An 18127-nucleotide genomic window follows, 5' to 3' on the forward strand; every position below is an offset into this window, starting at 1 on the left:
CGGTCAACGTGTGGTCGCCCGACCTGGGCGGCCGGTTGCCGGTCATGGTCTGGGTGCAGGGCGGCGCCTACGCCTTCGGCATGTCCGGTCTCCCCGAGTACGACGGCAGCACGCTGGCCCGCGCCGGCGTCGTCCTCGTGACCTTCAACTACCGCGTCGGCCTCGAGGGCTTCGGGCACGTGGAGGGGGTGCCGGCCAACCCGAGTGCGCCGCCGAGCTGGGAGTCGAACCCGCCGAGCTGCCCTCGGTGGACCCGCGGCTCCTCCCTGAAGCACGTGACGCGGTCTCCGCGCGGCTCGGGCAGCTGACCGGTCGCTGGGGGCCGACGGCCCACGCCCAGGTGCTCTTCGCCCCGGTCGTCGACGGCGACGTGCTGCCGACGACGCCGTGGCGGGGACTCACGGGTCAGGTGGAGCTCGTGGTGGGGCACACCCGTGACGAGCAGCGGCTGCTGTCCGCCCTCACCGGGGTGCTCGGGGAGGTCACGCCGTCGCAGGCGGCCCTGACCGCGGAGGTCTTCGGGCCCGACCCGCAGCGCTACCGCGACGCCTTCCCGGATCCCGAGGCGCTGTACGAGGTGGTGCGCTCGGACTGGCTCTTCCGGATGCCGTCGCTCAAGCTCGCCGAGGCGCAGCTCGCGGCCGGCGGACGCGCGCACCTCTACGAGCTGACCTGGTCGGCGCCGGGCATGGGAGGTGTCCTCGGCGCCTGCCACGGTCTCGACGTGCCTCTCGTGTTCGGCAACCTCACGGCGGGGCAGCCCGCCCTGCTGATCGGCGAGCCCGGCCCGGAGGCCGAGGACCTGTCGAGGCAGATGCGGGAGGCCTGGGTCTCGTTCGCGCGCGACGGGGACCCCGGGTGGCCGGGCTTCGAGACGGGCGCGACCCGGCTGTTCGGAGGAGATCCCGCCATCGCGCCGTATCCCGAGACGGTCTCGCGAGAGATCTGGACCCACGCCCCCGAGGTGCTCGACCTCCCCTCGGCCGCCCGGAGGGCGTGAGCTCCTCAGCGGTGCTGCGCGGTCCAGGCTCCGGCGCTCGCGGCCTCGGCGATGAGGTCGGCCACCTCGGCGTGGTGCTCGCGGACCAGCCCGGTCGTGACGCGCACGTGGCCGGACGGACCGGGTGGGTGCTCGACCGAGAAGGGCGAGCCGGGGGTGACCGCGACGCCCTGGCTGGCCAGGCGGAGCACGGCAGCGGCCTCGTCCCGGACCGGGACCCAGATGTTGAGGCCGTCGGTGCCCGGCACGTCGATGCCGTGCGCCGCGAGCTGCTCGACGACGAGCGCCCGGCGCCTCGCGTACTCCGCCCGCGCCGCGGCCGTCTGCCGCCGGCAGTCCTCGTCGCGCAGCAGGGCTGCGAGCACCCGCTGCAGCAGCCGGCTCGTCCAGCCCTGTCCGATGGCCCGGGCGTGCCGCACGGGCGCGAGGAGCGCGGCAGGGCCGCTCACCGCGGCGATGCGCAGGTCCGGGCCGTGCGACTTGCTGTAGCTGCGGATGTGGAGCACCTGGTCCGGGATCCACGTGCCGAGACTGATCGGCTCGGACGTGGCGATGGGTCCGCTCGAGTCGTCCTCGACGACGATGCAGTCGTGGCCGCGCAGCAGCCGGGCCAGCCGGCGCGCGCGCGTCGGCGACATGGACACCCCGGTCGGGTTCTGGCCGCGGGGTTGGAGCACGATCGCAGCCGGTCGCCGCGCGAGCTGGGCCTCGACGTGGTCGAGGTCGAGGCCCGTCTCGTCAAGGGGCACGCCCACGACGTCGACGCCTCGGTCCTCCAGCAGGTCGAGCAGCGGCGGGAAGCCCGGGTTCTCGACGAGCACGAGGTCACCGGGACGCAGCAGCGCCCGGGACACGAGGTCGAGCGCGTCCATGGCGCCGTCGACGACGAGGAGCTCCTCGGCGGCATACGGCCAGTCCGACTCCAGCTCGGTGCGCAGCTCCTCGAGCAGGGGGTCGTCGAGGTAGCTGCTCGGCGTCGCCGGCTCGGCCAGCCCCGACAGCACCGGCACGAGCGGGGGGAGCAGGGCGCCGTCCGGGATGCCCGTCGACAGGTCGAGGTGGACGGGTGACTCGTGGCGCAGGGCGCGGGTGTAGCGCTCCCCGCCGCGTGCCGTGGGGGCGACCGTGGTGCCACGCCGACCGTCCGAGCGGATCGTCCCTGACCTCGCGAGCAGCTGCCACGCGGCGCTGACCGTGGTCGGCGACATCATGAGCTCCTCGGCCACCCGGCGGATCGGTGGGAGCTGGTCACCCGGTTGCAGAGCCGCGTCGCGGATGGCCCGGGACACGGCCTGGGCGAGGCCCTTGGCGGTCGGGGAGTCGAGGCGCTCCTCGAGCGAGGAGATGACGGCGCGCATCTTCGTAACATAGCAATTCATGCTTTGTGTGGGGTAGTGCTGGCACGTAGCGTTGGACCCATGACGAACCCGCCTGTGCCGACCATCGACCACTGGATCTCCGGCGCCCGCGTGCCCGGCACCTCCGGCCGCACCGCCCCCGTGCACGACCCCGCGACCGGACGCCGCACCGCCGAGGTGCCCCTCGCCTCGACGGCCGAGGTGGACGCCGCCGTCAAGACGGCGTCCGCGGCCGCCCGCGACTGGCGCACGAGCTCGCTGTCGCGACGGGCAGCCGTGCTCTTCACCTTCCGGGAGCTGCTGCACACCCGCACCGACGAGCTCGCCGCGATCGTCACGGCCGAGCACGGCAAGGTGCTCTCCGACGCCGTCGGCGAGATCGCCCGGGGCCTGGAGAACGTCGAGTTCGCCACGGGCGTGCCGCAGCTGCTCAAGGGCGGCTTCTCCGAGCAGGCCGCGAGTGGCGTCGACGTCTACAGCATCCGCCAGCCGCTCGGTGTCGTCGCCGGCGTCACGCCCTTCAACTTCCCCGTCATGGTGCCGTTGTGGATGTGCGCCAACGCCATCGCGTGCGGCAACGCGTTCGTGCTCAAGCCGAGCGAGAAGGACCCGTCGGCCTCGCTCTTCCTCGCCGAGCTCTGGAAGGAGGCCGGTCTGCCGGACGGCGTCTTCACCGTCGTGCACGGCGACAAGGAGGCCGTCGACGCCCTGCTCGACCACGACGACGTCGCCGCTCTCAGCTTCGTCGGCTCGACCCCCATCGCGCGCTACATCTACGAGCGCGGCACGGCCAACGGCAAGCGCGTCCAGGCTCTCGGGGGCGCCAAGAACCACGCCCTCGTGCTGCCCGACGCCGACATCGACATGGCCGCCGACGCCATCGTCTCGGCGGCCTACGGCGCCGCCGGCGAGCGCTGCATGGCGCTCTCGGTGGCCGTGGCCGTCGGCGGGGTCGGCGACGAGCTCGTGGCTGCCATCTCCTCGCGCCTGCCCAAGCTGACGGTCGGTCCCGGCGCGGCCGAGGGCACCGACATGGGCCCGCTCATCACCCGCGAGCACCGCGACAAGGTCGCCGGCTACGTCGCCGCCGGCGCCGAGGCCGGAGCCACCGTCGTCGTCGACGGTCGTGACCAGGACGTCCCGCAGGACGGCTTCTTCCTCGGGATGACGCTGCTCGACGAAGTGACGCCCGACATGACCGTTTACCGCGACGAGATCTTCGGTCCGGTGCTCTCGGTCGTGCGCGTCGACACCTACGACGAGGGCTTGGCCCTGATCAACCGCAACCCGTACGCCAACGGCACCGCGATCTTCACCCGCGACGGTGGCGCCGCCCGCCGGTTCCAGAACGAGGTCGAGGTCGGGATGGTCGGCATCAACGTGCCGATCCCCGTGCCGGTCGCCTACTACTCCTTCGGCGGCTGGAAGGACTCGCTCTTCGGCGACACCCACATGTACGGCCCCGAGGGCATCAACTTCTTCACGCGCGGCAAGGTCGTGACGCAGCGGTGGCCCGACCCGGCCACCTCCAGCGTCGACCTCGGCTTCCCGCGCACCCGCTGAGACAGGACCGCCGACATGACCCACACGACCGACACCGACCACCGCTCCGTCGTCGCCGGCCGGCTCGACGCCATGACCGGCGACGAGGTCCGCGCGCTCGACCGCGCCCACGTCTTCCACTCCTGGTCCGCGCAGGGCCTCATCGACCCGCTGCCCATCGCCCGGGCTGAGGGCTCCCACTTCTGGGACTACGACGGCAAGCGCTACCTCGACTTCAGCAGCCAGCTCGTCAACGTCAACATCGGCTACAACCACCCCAAGGTCGTCGCCGCGATCCAGGAGCAGGCGGCCCGGCTGGCCACGATCCAGCCCGCCTTCGCCAACGACGCCCGCAGCGAGGCGGCTCGGCTCATCACCGAGGTCGCGCCGGAGGGGCTGTCAGCGGTCTTCTTCACCAACGGCGGGGCCGAGGCCAACGAGAACGCGATCCGGATGGCGCGCCTGCACACCGGACGGCACAAGGTGCTCGCCACCTACCGCAGCTACCACGGCGCCACGGCCGGCTCGATCACCCTGACCGGCGACCCGCGACGCTGGCCGTCCGAGCCGGGCATCGCCGGGGTCGTGCACTTCTGGGGGCCCTACACCTACCGCTCGGCGTTCCACTCCGAGACGGAGGAGCAGGAGCGAGACCGGGCGCTGGCGCACCTGCGCGACACGATCATGGTCGAGGGCGCCCACACGATCGCCGCGGTCATCCTCGAGACGGTCGTCGGTACGAACGGCATCCTCGTCCCGCCGGACGGCTACCTCCAGGGCGTCCGCGACCTCTGCGACGAGCACGGCATCATGCTCATCGCCGACGAGGTCATGGCCGGCTTCGGCCGGTGCGGCGAGTGGTTCGCCGTCGACCACTGGGGCGTCACCCCCGACCTCATCACCTTCGCCAAGGGGGTCAACTCCGGCTACGTGCCGCTCGGCGGCGTCGTCATCTCCGACGAGATCCGGGCGACCTTCGACCAGCGCGCCTTCCCGGGCGGGTTGACCTACTCGGGCCACCCCCTCGCGTGCGCCTCGGCCGTCGCCTCGATCAACGCCTTCCGGGAGGAGGGCATCATCGAGAACGCCCGGATGCTCGGCACCGACGTCATCGGCCCGCGCCTGCACGAGATCGCGGCGAAGCACCCCAGCGTCGGCGACGTGCGCGGCCTGGGCGTCTTCTGGGCCCTCGAGCTCGTGCGCGACCGCGAGACGCGTGAGCCGCTCGTGCCCTACAACGCAGCGGGAGACGCGGCCAAGCCGATGCTCGCCTTCGCCGCTGCGTGCAAGGAACGCGGACTGTGGCCGTTCACGCACTTCAACCGCACCCACGTGGTGCCGCCGTGCACGACGACGCCGGCGGAGGTCGAGGAAGGGCTCGCGATCCTCGACGAGGCGCTCGCGGTGGCGGACGAGTTCACCGTCTGAGAGCCCGGCAACGACACCGAGGACGTATGCCGTGTGGCCGAGCCACACGGCATACGTCCTCCGGCGTGGTGGCTGAGGCTCAGTCGTCGACCTCGACGACGCCGGTGACCGTGGGGTCGACGGCGCGCTCGGCCGCGTCGACCGGCAGCGGCGGCGGCGTGCCGCCCCAGGCCGGGCACAGGGCGCGGTGGTCGCACCAGTCGCAGAGGCGGCTCGGGCTGGGGCGCCAGTCACCGGTCGTCGCCGCACGCTCGATGGCCTGCCAGAGCGCCTTGACCTTGCGCTCGGTGCCGAGCAGGTCCTGCTCGTCGGGCTCGTAGGCCACGATCTCGCTGTTGCCGAGGTAGACGAGCTGGAGGCGCTTGGGCATGACGCCGCGCTGGCGCCACAGAACGAGCGCGTAGAACTTCATCTGGAAGAGGGCCTTGCCCTCGAAGTGCTCCGACGGGGAGCGGCCGGTCTTGTAGTCGACGACGCGCATCGCGCCGCCCGGCGCCACGTCGAGGCGGTCGACGTAGCCGCGCAGGACCAGACCGTCGATCTCGGTCTCGACGTAGAGCTCGCGCTCCGCGGGCTCGAGGCGGGTCGGGTCCTCCAGGCCGAACCACGTCTGCAGCAGGGTGGCAGCCCCGGCGAACCACTCGTCGGTGCGCCCGTCGTGCTCGGCCAGCAGGTCGAGCATCGCCGGCTCCTCGTCGGCGAGCCGCTGCCACTCCTGCGGGACGAGGTCCACGGCCGCCTCGATCGTGCGCTCGGTCGCGGGCAGGTCGAAGAGCCGCTCCAGCACGGCGTGCACGAGCGTGCCGCGCGCCGTGGCCTGCGTCGGCGGCGACGGGAGCTTGTCGATGACCCGGAAGCGGTAGAGCAGTGGGCACGTCATGAAGTCCGAGGCCCGGCTCGGGGACAGCGCTGCAACCATGGGGCCGACTGTATGCCGCAGGGGCGACACCGCCCGACCGCCACCCACAGGTCACGCAGGGGACCGACACAGGAATGCGCCCCGTGCAGGGCATAGGCTCGGGCCCATGAGCACTCCCGTCCGCCCCTCCGCGGCCCACGGGTGGCGCATCGGCAGCCTGGCCGGGACCCCGGTCTACCTCGGCCGCTCCTGGCCCGTCATCGCCGTGCTCATCGTCGTCGTCTTCGGCCCCAACCTCGCCAGGGCCGACCGTGGCCCCTCCTACGGATACCTCCTCGCGGCCGGCTACGCCGTGCTCCTTCTCGTGTCGGTGCTCGTGCACGAGTCCGCGCACGCCCTCGCCGCGCGGTGGCGCGGGCACCCGGTCAGCCGCATCGTGGCCGACGTGTGGGGCGGGCACACGGTCTACGACGCGACCCGCAGCTCACCGACGACGACCGCGATCGTGGCCGTCGTCGGGCCGCTGTCCAACCTCGCGCTCGCCGCCGTCGTCTGGGGCATCCGTGCGCTGACGACCAACGAGACGGCCGTGACGCTGCTCGGCATCGTCGCCGTGGCCAACCTCCTCGTCGGGCTGTTCAACCTGCTGCCCGGACTGCCGCTCGACGGTGGCCAGATCGTCAGCGCGCTCGTGTGGCGCGCCACGGGCAGCAAGGGCCGCGGGCTCGTCGCGGCCGGGTGGCTCGGCCGTGTCGTCGCGGTCCTGACGGTCGCCTGGTTCGCGCTGCGACCGCTCGCCGAGGAACGTTCTCCCCAGATCTTCGACCTCGTCTGGCCCGTGGCGATCGCCTTCTTCCTGTGGCAGGGCGCGACCGGCGCGGTGCGTGCGGGGCACATCCACGAGGCGACCGCCGGACGGGCCGCTGACGTGCTCGAGCCCCTCTCGCTCGTCGCGGGCACCGCGAGCGTGGCGGAGGTCGAGTCCGCGGTCGCTGCGGGCGCCTGGGTCGCGGCGGCAGACCCGACCGGCTGGCCCCTGGGCGTCGTCGATGCCGGCTCGGCAGCGGCGGTGCCGGCCGACAGCCGCGCCCGCACGGCCATCGCGTCGGTCACCGTCGCGCAGCCGGCGAGCTGGGTCGTCGCCCTGCCCGACGACGCGGTACTGACCGACCTGATCCGCGTCATGACCGAGCGCGAGCTGTCGCTCGCCGTCGTCGTCGACGAGGCGACCCGCGACATCCGCGGTCTGGCGAGCGCGGAGCGCATCAACGCGGTCGTCGGGGCCGAGCTGTCCCGCCGCGCACGTCGCTGAGGCACCGGGCGGCTCGCTGCCTTGACGGGTCGTCGGACGCGTATGCCGGGTGGCGCGGACTCCTGGCCGGCCGTGCCGCACAGCCCTCGCCGTCCACACCCCCTCGCGGGAGTCCGGAGCCGTCCACAGGCGCCCGCGCAGCGCGCTGACACTCGTGCGCCGTCCGACACCGTTGGGCGTGAGGGTCCGACAGACGGACCGGAGGGAGAGACTCATGGCCACGAGCCGGACGACCACGAGGACCAGTTCCGAAGGCGCGGGCGTCGACGACGCTGCCCCGGGGCGCAACGAGGTGGGGCTGCGCGGGCGCCTGGCCGCCGAGGCCGAGGAGCGGGAGCTGCCGAGCGGTGACCTCATCGCCGTCCTGCGCCTCGTCGTCCCGCGCGAGCCCCCGAGCGGCCGGCGCCGGGCGGCGCCCGACGGACCGAAACGGGCGAGTGTCGACACCATCGACGTCGTCTGCTGGACGGCAGGGGCACGCCGCTCCGCCAAGCGCCTGCGCGCCGGTGACCTGGTCGAGGTCGAGGGCGCGCTGCGCCGACGGTTCTACGGTGGCCCCGCGGGTCGTCAGAGCCGCTACGAGGTCGAGGCGACGGCCCTGACGAGGGTGTCAAGGGGAGCCTCCTCCGGCACCTAGACTGTGCTCCCATGACCGACGTCGAGCAGCCCGCCGCCGAGCCGTCCCGCGTCCCGGGAGCGCACGACCGACGTGGCGCCTTCGAGGTGGGCGAGCGCATCCAGCTGACCGACCCGAAGGGTCGCCTGCACACGATCACGCTCGAGCCGGGGCGCGAGTTCCACACGCACCGTGGGTTCCTCAGGCACGACGACCTCATCGGGGCGCCCGACGGTTCCGTCGTGACCAACACCGCGGGGGTCGAGTACCTCGCCCTGCGACCCCTGCTCAGCGACTACGTCATGTCGATGCCGCGCGGCGCCGCGGTCGTCTACCCCAAGGACTCCGGCCAGATCGTCCAGATGGCCGACATCTTCCCCGGGGCCACCGTCGTCGAGGCGGGCGTCGGCAGCGGCGCGCTGTCCATGTCGCTGCTGCGCGCCATCGGCGAGCACGGCCGGCTGCTGTCGTTCGAGCGCCGCGAGGACTTCGCCGACATCGCGCGTGGCAACGGCCGCGCCTTCTTCGGTGGCGACCACCCGGCGTGGACCGTGACGGTCGGTGACCTCGTCGAGTCGCTGCCCAACGTCGCCGAGGCCGGTACGGTCGACCGCGTCGTCCTCGACATGCTCGCTCCCTGGGAGTGCCTCGACGCCGTCTCCGACGCGCTCGTCCCGGGCGGCGTGCTCATCTGCTACGTCGCCACGACGACGCAGCTGAGCCGGGTCGCCGAGGGGATCCGCGCCCACGGCGGTTTCACCGAGCCCTCGGCGTGGGAGTCGCTCGTGCGCGGTTGGCACCTCGAGGGGCTCGCCGTGCGACCGCAGCACCGCATGCACGGCCACACGGGCTTCCTCATCACGACGCGTCGCCTCGCCCCGGGCGTGGTCCCACCGGAGCGCAAGCGTCGCCCGGCCAAGGGTGCCTACGGCGACACGTCCGACGCCGTCGCGGCCGGCGACGGCGAGTCGCAGACCTCCGGTGTCGTCGGCGGCGCGGGCACCGGGCCGGCCGCAGTGATCGTCCCGGGGTCGACCGCCTCGACCGACATCCCGGCGGACGCGTGGACGCCCGAGGCCCTCGGCGAACGGGTCAAGAGCGACAAGACGATCCGACGCGTCCGCCGATCACTGGCTGAAACGTCCGACGACATCGGCTGACCCGGGGTTAGGGTCGAATCGTCACTATGTGCGAGTGACGGATTGAGGAGGCCGAGATGTCTGATGACGTCCGCAACCCAGACCCTGACGGTGCCGCCGGCGGTGGCGTCCCGGGTGGAGCGCCAGCCGCGGGGGAGCGAGAGCTCTCAGCCCTGCGTGCCGAGGTCGAGGCCCTGCGCGAGGTGGCTCGGCACTCGCCGCAGCGCACGCGCGAGCTCGAGGCACGGCTGGCCCACGTCCAGACGAGCCTGTCGACGCTCTCGTCGCAGAACGAGCGCCTCGTGCGCACGCTCAAGGACGCCCGCGAGCAGATCGTCACCCTGAAGAAGGAGGTCGACCGGCTGGCCCAGCCGCCCAGCACGTACGGCCTCGTGATCGACCCGCCCGACGACGGCGCGGTCGACATCATCACCGGTGGCCGCAAGATGCGTGTGGCGATCAGCCCCTCCGTCGACCAGCAGGAGCTCGGCCTCGGCCGGGAGGTCATGCTCAACGAGGCGCTCAACGTCGTCTCGGTGCACGGCTACGAGCGCGTCGGTGAGGTCGTCACCGTCAAGGAGCGCATCGACGAGGAGCGTGTCGTCGTCGTCACCCACGGTGACGAGGAGCGTGTGTGCCGCATCGCGACGCCCCTGCTCGCCGAGCGCATCCGGGTCGGTGACTCGCTCACCCTGGACCCGAGGTCCAACTTCGTGCACGAGGTCATCCCCAAGCTCGAGGTTGAGGAGCTCGTCCTCGAGGAGGTCCCGGACGTCGACTACGAGGACATCGGTGGTCTCTCGGGCCAGATCGAGCAGATCCGCGACGCCGTCGAGCTGCCGTTCCTGCACCCGGAGCTCTACAAGGAGCACGCCCTCAAGCCGCCCAAGGGCGTGCTGCTCTACGGACCGCCCGGATGTGGCAAGACGCTCATCGCCAAGGCCGTCGCGGCCTCGCTCGCGCGTCAGGTGTCGGCGCGCACCGGCCAGCCGCTCGAGAAGAGCTACTTCCTCAACATCAAGGGCCCGGAGCTGCTCAACAAGTACGTCGGCGAGACCGAGCGGCACATCCGGCTCATCTTCCAGCGCGCCCGCGAGAAGGCTTCGGACGGCACCCCGGTCGTCGTCTTCTTCGACGAGATGGACTCGCTGTTCCGCACCCGCGGATCGGGCGTCAGCAGCGACGTCGAGACGACCATCGTGCCGCAGCTGCTCGCCGAGATCGACGGCGTGGAGCGTCTCGACAACGTCATCGTCATCGGCGCCTCGAACCGTGAGGACATGATCGACCCGGCCATCCTGCGTCCTGGCCGCCTCGACGCCAAGATCAAGATCGAGCGGCCCGATGCCGAGAGCGCGCGCGACATCTTCAGCAAGTACCTCGTCGACACCCTGCCGCTCCACGAGCACGACCTGGCCGTCAACGGGGGCGACCGGGACGCGACGGTGGCCGCCATGATCACCGCAGCGGTCGAGCGGATGTACTCCGAGATGGAGGAGAACCGCTTCCTCGAGGTCACCTACCAGGGTGGCGACAAGGAGATCCTGTACTTCAAGGACTTCAACTCGGGCGCCATGATCCAGAACATCGTTGACCGCGCGAAGAAGTTGGCGATCAAGGACTTCCTCACGACGGGGCAGAAGGGCATCCGCGTCGAGCACCTCCTCGCGAGCTGCATCGACGAGTTCAAGGAGAACGAGGACCTGCCCAACACGACCAACCCCGACGACTGGGCGCGGATCAGTGGCAAGAAGGGCGAGCGCATCGTCTACATCCGCACGCTGCTCAAGGGCAAGGACGGCACCGAGCCGGGCCGTTCCATCGCGACGGCCAACACCGGCCAGTACCTCTGAGGGAGTCCGTATGCCGTGTGGCCCGGGTCGCCGGGCCGCACGGCATACGTCTGCCCTCCCGAGGTGGCGCAGGGCCGTTCGTGGCCTCTAGACGGTGCCGAGGGGCCACTCGTGGCCTTTCGACGGTGCCGAGGGGGCCGGACGTGGCCTTTCGAGGGTGGGAGGCTGGGAGCAGGTCGGCTAGGTGCCGTGGGGCGCGCGGGCGCGGCGGACGGCATACGCCCCGAGGGCACGCCAGCCGAGCAGGAAGAGCGCCAGCACCACCGACGCCACCACGACGAAGCTGAGGGCCGTGCCCGAGCCGACCGCGTGGCGCAGCAGCATGCCGACGAGGACGGTCGAGAACCACACCGTGACGCCGGGCGCGACCTCGACGGGCCAGACCCGCCGGACGGCTCGCACGACGAGCCACCCGGCACCCGTCCCGACGAGGAAGGGCCAGGCGGTGAGCACGGCACCGACCACGGGCCCGGACTCGTCATGGCTCGCCCGACCGATGCCGGCGAAGAGGAGCACGAGCAAAACGTCGACGGCGAGCGCGACCGGGGGGCGGCGCCACCAGGGGGCTCGGCTCATGAGGGCGCGTCGAACGGGAGCCTGGCCTGCGGCGGCGCGTGCGTCGGGTCGACGCCCTCGAAGAGCGAGCTGACCGACCGGCCGTGGTGGATTCGGCTGATCGCCTCGGCGAACAGGGCCGACACCGACCGCACCTTGAGCTCCGGCCAGCCCTGGGGAGCCGGGACGGTGTCGGTCGTGACGACCTCGGTGACGAACGGGTGGTCCCGCAGTCTCTCGACCGCCTTGCCGGCGAAGAGTCCGTGGGTGCAGACGATCGCGGCCTCGGTCGCCCCGGCGTCCTTGAGGCGGTCCATCAGCTCGAGCATCGAGCCGCCGGTCGCGATCTCGTCGTCGAGGATGATGGCCCGCCGGCCCGACACGTCACCGACGATCGAGTCGATGACGACCCGGTCGTCGGCCACCCGCTGCTTGGAGCCGGCTGCCACGGGCAGGCCGAGCAGACGTGCGAACTGGGTCGCGACCTTGGCGTTGCCGAGGTCAGGGCTGACGACGATCGAGTTGCTCAGGTCGTTGTCGCGGAAGTGGTCGGCGAGGACCCCGATGGCCGTCAGGTGGTCGACGGGCGTGGAGAAGAACCCGTGGACCTGCGGTGCGTGCAGGGCCATCGTCAGGACCCGGTGGCACCCGGCCGTCGAGATCATGTCGGCCACGAGGCGCCCACCGAGGGAGATGCGCGAGGCGTCCTTCTTGTCCGACCGGGCATAGGCGTAGTGCGGCATGACGGCGGTGATCTGCGCCGCGGACGCCCCGCGGGCCGCGTCGATCATGAGGAGCAGCTCCATGAGGTGCTCCTGCGTCGGCGGGACGAGCGGCTGCACGATGTAGACATCCCGCTGGCGGCAGTTCGCGAGCAGCTGGGCCTGGAGGCAGTCGTTGCTGAACCGCTTGATGTCGACGGGGGAGCGGGTCACCCCGAGGTGGGAGCAGATCCGGTCGGCCAGGGCGGGGTGCGCCGAGCCGCTGAACACGACGACGTCGTTCACTTCGAGACCATCCCTCACGAGACTCGCGTGCGTTCGCAGACTATCCGACCGTTCCGTGTCGTGCCTGTCGCGCGTGGCGTGCGACCCAGTCGACGAGCTCGGCGCGGGCGGCGCCACCCACCCGCGTCGCCCCGGGGAAGCTCATGAAGCCGTGCGGGACACGGGGGTAGTTCGTGTGCTGCACGACGACGCCGGCCGCGCGCAAGGCCTCCGCGTAGGCCGCGCCCTCGTCGCGGAGCGGGTCGAGGTCCGCGGTCTGCACGAGCGTGGGAGGAAGACCGTCCAGCTCCGGGGCGTGCAGCGGGGAGACCAGCGGGTGGACCGGGTCCAGCGCGTCGTCCCCGTCGCCGAGGTAGTGCGCGAGGAACATGTCCATGTCGCCGCGGGTGAGGATCGGGGCCTGGGCGTGCTGGGCGACGGACGGCGAGCTCATCGTGGCGTCGACGGCGGGGTAGACCAGCGCCTCGTAGGCGACCTCCGCTCCACCCTCGGTGCGCAGCACCTGCGCGGCCACCGCCGCCAGGTTGCCGCCGGCCGAATCGCCGGCGAGTCCCAGGCCGGTGTGGCGGATGTCGGCACCTGCCCCCTCCGACGCGGCCCAGCGGGCGGCGTCGACGCAGTCGTGGGCGGCCTGGGGCGCACGGTGCTCCGGCGCGAGGCGGTAGTCGACGTTGAGCACGGCGACCCGTGCCTTGTGGGCGATCCAGGCGCAGATGGGGTCGTAGCCCCGCGTGTTGCCGAGCACCCAGCCGCCGCCGTGGAACCACAGCACGGCCGGCAGGACCTCGCCACGCGAGCCACGGGGCCGGTAGGTGCGCACGGCGACCTCGTGCCCGTCACGCGCCCGGAAGCTCGTGGCGCCGATGTCGACGCCTCGGGGGACCGGTCCGGTCACCCAGGTGAAAGGGACCCGCGCAGGAGCGAACCACGCTCTGCTGCGGGCGATCTCGTCGACGGTCTGCATGCGGTCGGCGCTGCGCGACCGGCTCAGGGCGCGAGCGAGAAGCTTGGTGCGCAGGGGCATGTCCCAGGAGTCGCTGACCGTCACCGCGTCAGTCTCGCACCCACCACCGGGGTGTCGCGCGGCGGGCGGCGGGCCCGAGGTGGAGCGGCCGACGCGCCCCCGCCCCGGTGGCGCTGCGGCGAATCGGGCGCCGCCTCAGGCAGGATTGACCCATGCCCGACGACTCGGAGAGGACGCAGCCCCCCCCGCACGGGGGTGGCGCCGGTCGTGCTGAGCCGTCGGACGACACCACGGGGGAGACCATGCACCAGACAGCGGAGGAGTCCGCGGCCCGTTCCGGGACGACCGACGGGGCCGGAGGCGACCCGGACGCGCGCGGACGGGACACCGACCAGGACACCGGCCAGAACACCGGTCAGGGCGACGGCAAGGGCGACGGCAAGGGCGACGGCAAGGACCTCGACGACCGGGAGCCTGCCGAGGACACCGACGAGCAGGAGCCCGGGTCGGCTCCCGTCCTGAAGGCGCCGCCCGGCGTGGAGGTCGTCGAGCCCCCGATCCCCGAGCGGGTGCGCCGCCCCGCCGACGGCGTGCGCCTCGCCGCCGCGGTGGTGCTCCTCGTCCTCGGGCTGCTCGTCGCCGACCTCGCCTCGGGCACCCGCGGCGCGGTCGAGCAGGACCTCACCGACGCCACGAGCGGGCTGCCCCGGCTGCTCCTGACGCTCCTGGGCTGGATGAGCGGCATCGGGGTGCTGCTCCTGCCCATCGGGGTCGGGGCGGACCTGCTGGTCCGCCGGCGACCGATGCAGCTGATCCAGGCGCTCGGTGCGGCTGTCGTGGCGGGCGTCCTCGTCATCGTCCTCGCGATCCTCGTCCAGTCCGGCAACGGCGGGTTCGTCACCGGCGTCCTGACGCGGCCGACGACGACGGGCCACACCGGACCGCTCGACATCGTCATCGTCTCGATGCTGGCGCTGCTCACGGTCGCCGACATCTCCGGCCGCAAGTGGGTCTCGCCCATCGCGACCACGGTCGTCATCGCGACCCTCGTCACCACCCTGCTCTCCGGCGCCATGACCCTGGCCGCCCTCGCGTGCTCGCTGCTCATCGGCTGGATGGTCGGCCTGGCCGTGCGCCTGGTCTTCGGGGTGACCTCGACCCGTCCGCCCGGCACGGAGGTGGCCGCGGTGCTCGTCGCCGGAGGCCTGCCGCTGACCCGGCTCGAGCTCATCGACGCCAACGACGCCGGCGACCGGCGCTACCTCGGTCAGACGACCCAGGGCTCGCTGGACGTCCACGTCATCGACCGCGACACCTTCGGGCTCGCGTCTGGCCGCCGACTGCTCCGGGTGCTGCGCCTGCGCAGCGGCTTCACCCGGCCCCCGGCCCTGACCCTGCGCTCCGAGGTCGAGCACCGCACCCTCATGGGCCTCGCCCTGCACGACGCCGGCATCCGCGCGCCGAAGCCGGTGGCCGTCTCGGAGGTGGGGCCCTTCTCGGCCGTCATCGCCTACGACGAGCCGCACGGCACTGCGCTCAGCGACGTGGACGGCGAGCTCGACGACGCCCGCCTCGCCGCGATCTGGCGCCTCGCCGGCACCCTGCACCGCCGCCGCCTCGTCCACCGCCAGCTCGGCCCGTCGACGATTCTCCTCGACGACCGTGGCGGGGTGGCCCTCTCGCGCCTCGGCAGCGGTGACGTCGCCGCCGACGACATCAGCCTGCGCATCGACCTGGCCCAGCTGCTCACCACGGTCGCGCTCACCGTCGGGCCCGAGCGCACCGTGGCCTCGGCCGTCGCCGTCCTCGGCGAGGACGCCGTGCTCCGGGCGGTGCCGGTGCTCCAGCCGGTCGCGCTGAGCCCTGACGCGCGCGTCGCGCTCAAGTCCCACAAGTCGGTCATGGGCGAGCTGCGCGAGCGTCTCGTGGCGCTCCGGCCCAGGGCCGAGGCCGTCGAGCCCGTGCAGCTGCGTCGCATCTCGCCCCGTGGCGTCGTGACCCTCCTCGGCGGCGGCATCGCCGGCTACCTGCTGCTCACCCAGCTCGCGCAGGTCGACATCGGCCAGGTCGTCAGCACCGCCGACTGGCGCTGGGCCGCGCTGCTCGTCCTCTTCGCGGCTGCGACGTTCGCCGGCGCCTCCATCGCCCTGGGCGGCGCCGTGCAGATCCACCTGCGCTTCGTCCGCACGTACATGACCCAGCTCGCGGTCGCCTTCAGCGGCCTCGTGGCGCCGGCCGCGGTCGGCAACATCGCGCTCAACACGCGCTACCTGCAGACGTCCGGCCTGTCCCCGACGATCGCCGGAGCCAGCGTCGGCGTGGCGCAGGTGGCGCAGTTCTGCTCGTACTTCGTGCTGCTCGTCATCTCCGGCGTCCTCGCCGGCACGGGGCCCGCGGTGTCGTTCAGCCCCTCGCCGGTCCTCGTCGCCGGAATCCTCGTCGTCGTCATCCTCGCGCTCGGCCTGCTGGCCCTGCCCAAGGTCCGGGCGCTGCTCACCGACCGGGTGCTGCCACAGGTGCGCTCGGCGTTGCCGCAGGTGCTCGCGGTGCTGCAGCACCCCGCCAAGCTGACGCAGCTGCTCGGCGGCGCGCTCCTCCTCGACATGTCGTTCGTGGCGGCCCTCGTGTGCGCCACCCGGGCCTTCGGAGCCCAAGCGCCCGTCGCGGCCATCGCCGTCGTCTACTTCGCCGGGGCGATCGTCGGGTCGGCGGTCCCGACCCCGGGTGGTCTCGGCGGCATCGAGGCGGCCATGTCGTTCGGCCTGATCTCGATCGGCGTCGACAGCGGCACCGCCGTCTCCTCCGTCCTGCTCTACCGCCTCGCCACCTACTGGCTGCCGATCCCGTTCGGCTGGTTCTCGCTCAACCGGCTGCAGAAGGTCGGGGCGATCTAGCGCCGGCCACACGGCATACGACCCCTCCGGTCGACGGACCGCGCGCGGCACCGACGGCCCCGGCGGTTATCGTCGGGCCATGACGGTGCGGCGGATCATGGGACTCGAGACCGAGTACGGCATCTCGGTGCCCGGAGACCCGATGGCCAACCCGATGTTCCTCTCGGGGCAGGTCGTCAGCGTGTATGCCGCCGCCCAGGGGATCCGCTCCAACCAGTCGAGCTGGGACTACGCCTTCGAGGACCCGCTGCGCGACGCCCGCGGCTGGCAGCTCGACCGGCAGACCGCCGACCCCAGCCAGCTCACCGACGTCGAGGACCCGACGCTCGCCAACGTCGTGCTCACCAACGGCGCCCGCTACTACGTCGACCACGCCCACCCGGAGTACAGCTCGCCCGAGGTGACCCTGCCGCGCGACGCCGTGACGTGGGACCGGGCCGGCGACGCCATCGCGCTCGAGTCGGTGCGCCTGCTCGCCGCGCGCCCCGGGCAGCCGCCGGTCAACCTCTACAAGAACAACGCCGACGGCAAGGGCCAGTCCTACGGCACGCACGAGAACTACCTCATGCCGAGGCGCACCGCCTTCCCCGACATCGTGCGCCACCTCATCCCGTTCTTCGTGACGCGCCAGGTGGTCTGCGGCGCCGGACGCGTCGGCCTCGGGGTGGACAGCAGGGGAGCGGGCTACCAGATCTCCCAGCGCGCCGACTTCTTCGAGACCGAGGTCGGCCTCGAGACGACCCTGAAGCGGCCCATCATCAACACCCGCGACGAACCTCACGCCGTCGCCGACCGCTACCGACGCCTGCACGTCATCATCGGCGACGCCAACCACCTCGACGTCGCCACGCTGCTCAAGACCGGGACCACCTCGCTGGTGCTCGGCATGATCGAGGACGGCCACCTCACGCAGGACTGGTCGGTGCGGCGTCCGGTGGCGGCGCTGCAGACGGTCTCGCACGACCCGTCGCTCACCGCGACGGTCGAGCTCGTCGACGGCCGCACCGTGACCGCGCTCGACCTCCAGTGGATGTACCTCGAGGCGGCGCGCTCCTGGCTGGACGCGCGCGGCGACGACCCCGAGCCGGCGGCCACCGCCGAGGTCATGACCCTGTGGGAGGAGGTCCTCTCCGGGCTCGGCCGCGACGTCATGTCGTGCGCCTCGATGCTCGACTGGGTCGCCAAGCTCAAGCTGCTCGAGGGCTACCGCGCCCGCGACGGGCTGTCGTGGGACGACCACCGCCTCGCCGCCATCGACATCCAGTGGGCCGACGTGCGCCCCGAGAAGGGCCTCGTGCACCGGCTGCGCGACCGCGGCATGCTTCGAGACCTCGTGACGCCAGAGGCGGTCAAGGGCGCGCAGACCACGCCCCCCGAGGACACTCGCGCCTGGTTCCGCGGCGAATGCGTACGTCGCTTCACCGCGCAGGTGTTCTCGGCGAGCTGGGACTCCGTCGTCTTCGACGTCCCGGGCCGCGCGAGCCTGCAACGGGTGCCGCTCCTCGAGCCGGAGCGCGGCACCCGCGCCCAGGTCGGCGCGCTGCTCGAGCAGAGCGCCGACGTGGGGGAGCTGCTCCGCGGCCTGGCAACCCCGGAGTAG

General features: G+C 72.5%; 15 protein-coding genes. 10 read left to right on the forward strand and 5 right to left on the reverse strand.

Annotated elements, in window-relative coordinates; genetic code table 11:
- Positions 1 to 44: 44 nt before the first annotated feature.
- Both ABD297_RS11090 and ABD297_RS11095 read left to right on the forward strand, forming a co-directional pair.
- Positions 45 to 308: a carboxylesterase family protein gene (locus tag ABD297_RS11090; protein WP_344254991.1), complete on the forward strand. Its 264-nt coding sequence runs from the start codon at positions 45 to 47 to the stop codon at positions 306 to 308.
- Entirely contained in the window at positions 248 to 1000 is a 753-nt protein-coding gene (locus tag ABD297_RS11095; protein WP_344254992.1) for a carboxylesterase family protein, read from the forward strand. Before ABD297_RS11090 ends, ABD297_RS11095 begins: the two co-directional genes overlap by 61 nt.
- Before the next feature lie 5 nt (positions 1001 to 1005).
- On the opposite strand, the gene ABD297_RS11100 is transcribed toward ABD297_RS11095, so the two are convergent.
- Positions 1006 to 2358 carry an aminotransferase-like domain-containing protein gene (locus tag ABD297_RS11100; protein WP_344254993.1) on the reverse strand — a complete coding sequence of 451 codons (1353 nt, stop codon included), beginning with the start codon at positions 2356 to 2358 and terminating at the stop codon, positions 1006 to 1008.
- Positions 2359 to 2418: 60 nt separating this feature from the next.
- Here ABD297_RS11100 and ABD297_RS11105 point away from each other — a divergent pair, with 60 nt between their 5' ends.
- A complete protein-coding gene (locus ABD297_RS11105; protein WP_344254994.1) occupies positions 2419 to 3921 on the forward strand; it encodes a CoA-acylating methylmalonate-semialdehyde dehydrogenase in 1503 nt (500 codons plus the stop codon).
- 15 nt (positions 3922 to 3936) lie between these two features.
- Positions 3937 to 5328: an aspartate aminotransferase family protein gene (locus tag ABD297_RS11110; RefSeq protein ID WP_425581161.1), complete on the forward strand. Its 1392-nt coding sequence runs from the start codon at positions 3937 to 3939 to the stop codon at positions 5326 to 5328.
- Positions 5329 to 5407: 79 nt separating this feature from the next.
- Here the strand turns inward: ABD297_RS11110 and ABD297_RS11115 are convergent, their stop codons facing one another.
- A complete protein-coding gene (locus ABD297_RS11115) occupies positions 5408 to 6247 on the reverse strand; it encodes a RecB family exonuclease (RefSeq protein ID WP_344254995.1) in 840 nt (279 codons plus the stop codon).
- Positions 6248 to 6353: 106 nt separating this feature from the next.
- Here ABD297_RS11115 and ABD297_RS11120 point away from each other — a divergent pair, with 106 nt between their 5' ends.
- From ABD297_RS11120 to arc, 4 genes are all read left to right on the forward strand, one after another.
- Positions 6354 to 7499: a site-2 protease family protein gene (locus tag ABD297_RS11120; RefSeq protein WP_344254996.1), complete on the forward strand. Its 1146-nt coding sequence runs from the start codon at positions 6354 to 6356 to the stop codon at positions 7497 to 7499.
- Between the two features lie 214 nt (positions 7500 to 7713).
- Positions 7714 to 8136, forward strand: a complete 423-nt coding sequence (locus ABD297_RS11125; protein WP_344254997.1) for a single-stranded DNA-binding protein — start codon at positions 7714 to 7716, stop codon at positions 8134 to 8136.
- 11 nt (positions 8137 to 8147) lie between these two features.
- Positions 8148 to 9275, forward strand: coding sequence for a tRNA (adenine-N1)-methyltransferase (locus ABD297_RS11130; protein ID WP_344254998.1), 1128 nt, complete (start codon positions 8148 to 8150; stop codon positions 9273 to 9275).
- A 56-nt stretch (positions 9276 to 9331) separates the two neighbouring features.
- A complete protein-coding gene (gene arc, locus ABD297_RS11135) occupies positions 9332 to 11107 on the forward strand; it encodes a proteasome ATPase (protein ID WP_344254999.1) in 1776 nt (591 codons plus the stop codon).
- Positions 11108 to 11287: 180 nt separating this feature from the next.
- Here the strand turns inward: arc and ABD297_RS11140 are convergent, their stop codons facing one another.
- Genes ABD297_RS11140 through ABD297_RS11150 form a run of 3 tightly spaced genes read right to left on the reverse strand, consistent with a single transcriptional unit; the run spans position 11288 to position 13717 of the window.
- Entirely contained in the window at positions 11288 to 11683 is a 396-nt protein-coding gene (locus tag ABD297_RS11140; protein ID WP_344255000.1) for a DUF3054 domain-containing protein, read from the reverse strand.
- Positions 11680 to 12669 carry a ribose-phosphate diphosphokinase gene (locus ABD297_RS11145; protein WP_344255001.1) on the reverse strand — a complete coding sequence of 330 codons (990 nt, stop codon included), beginning with the start codon at positions 12667 to 12669 and terminating at the stop codon, positions 11680 to 11682. Before ABD297_RS11145 ends, ABD297_RS11140 begins: the two co-directional genes overlap by 4 nt.
- 40 nt (positions 12670 to 12709) lie before the next feature.
- Positions 12710 to 13717 (reverse strand): alpha/beta hydrolase, encoded by a 1008-nt coding sequence (locus ABD297_RS11150; protein ID WP_344255002.1) that lies wholly within the window; start codon positions 13715 to 13717, stop codon positions 12710 to 12712.
- 218 nt (positions 13718 to 13935) lie between these two features.
- Here ABD297_RS11150 and ABD297_RS11155 point away from each other — a divergent pair, with 218 nt between their 5' ends.
- Together ABD297_RS11155 and dop are read left to right on the forward strand one after the other, a co-directional pair.
- Positions 13936 to 16527 (forward strand): lysylphosphatidylglycerol synthase domain-containing protein, encoded by a 2592-nt coding sequence (locus ABD297_RS11155; RefSeq protein ID WP_344255003.1) that lies wholly within the window; start codon positions 13936 to 13938, stop codon positions 16525 to 16527.
- Between the two features lie 79 nt (positions 16528 to 16606).
- Positions 16607 to 18127: a depupylase/deamidase Dop gene (gene dop / locus ABD297_RS11160; RefSeq protein WP_344255004.1), complete on the forward strand. Its 1521-nt coding sequence runs from the start codon at positions 16607 to 16609 to the stop codon at positions 18125 to 18127.

Origin of the sequence: Terrabacter carboxydivorans, assembly GCF_039532035.1 — a bacterium.
Taxonomy (GTDB): domain Bacteria; phylum Actinomycetota; class Actinomycetes; order Actinomycetales; family Dermatophilaceae; genus Terrabacter; species Terrabacter carboxydivorans.

Coding starts and splice junctions, on each gene's coding strand:
- ABD297_RS11090 (WP_344254991.1), top strand. CDS start 45: ATGGTCTGGGTGCAGGGCGGCGCCTACGCCTTCGGCATGTCCGGTCTC.
- ABD297_RS11100 (WP_344254993.1), bottom strand. CDS start 2,358: ATGCGCGCCGTCATCTCCTCGCTCGAGGAGCGCCTCGACTCCCCGACC.
- ABD297_RS11105 (WP_344254994.1), top strand. CDS start 2,419: ATGACGAACCCGCCTGTGCCGACCATCGACCACTGGATCTCCGGCGCC.
- ABD297_RS11110 (WP_425581161.1), top strand. CDS start 3,937: ATGACCCACACGACCGACACCGACCACCGCTCCGTCGTCGCCGGCCGG.
- ABD297_RS11115 (WP_344254995.1), bottom strand. CDS start 6,247: ATGGTTGCAGCGCTGTCCCCGAGCCGGGCCTCGGACTTCATGACGTGC.
- ABD297_RS11120 (WP_344254996.1), top strand. CDS start 6,354: ATGAGCACTCCCGTCCGCCCCTCCGCGGCCCACGGGTGGCGCATCGGC.
- ABD297_RS11125 (WP_344254997.1), top strand. CDS start 7,714: ATGGCCACGAGCCGGACGACCACGAGGACCAGTTCCGAAGGCGCGGGC.
- ABD297_RS11130 (WP_344254998.1), top strand. CDS start 8,148: ATGACCGACGTCGAGCAGCCCGCCGCCGAGCCGTCCCGCGTCCCGGGA.
- arc (WP_344254999.1), top strand. CDS start 9,332: ATGTCTGATGACGTCCGCAACCCAGACCCTGACGGTGCCGCCGGCGGT.
- ABD297_RS11140 (WP_344255000.1), bottom strand. CDS start 11,683: ATGAGCCGAGCCCCCTGGTGGCGCCGCCCCCCGGTCGCGCTCGCCGTC.
- ABD297_RS11155 (WP_344255003.1), top strand. CDS start 13,936: ATGCACCAGACAGCGGAGGAGTCCGCGGCCCGTTCCGGGACGACCGAC.
- dop (WP_344255004.1), top strand. CDS start 16,607: ATGACGGTGCGGCGGATCATGGGACTCGAGACCGAGTACGGCATCTCG.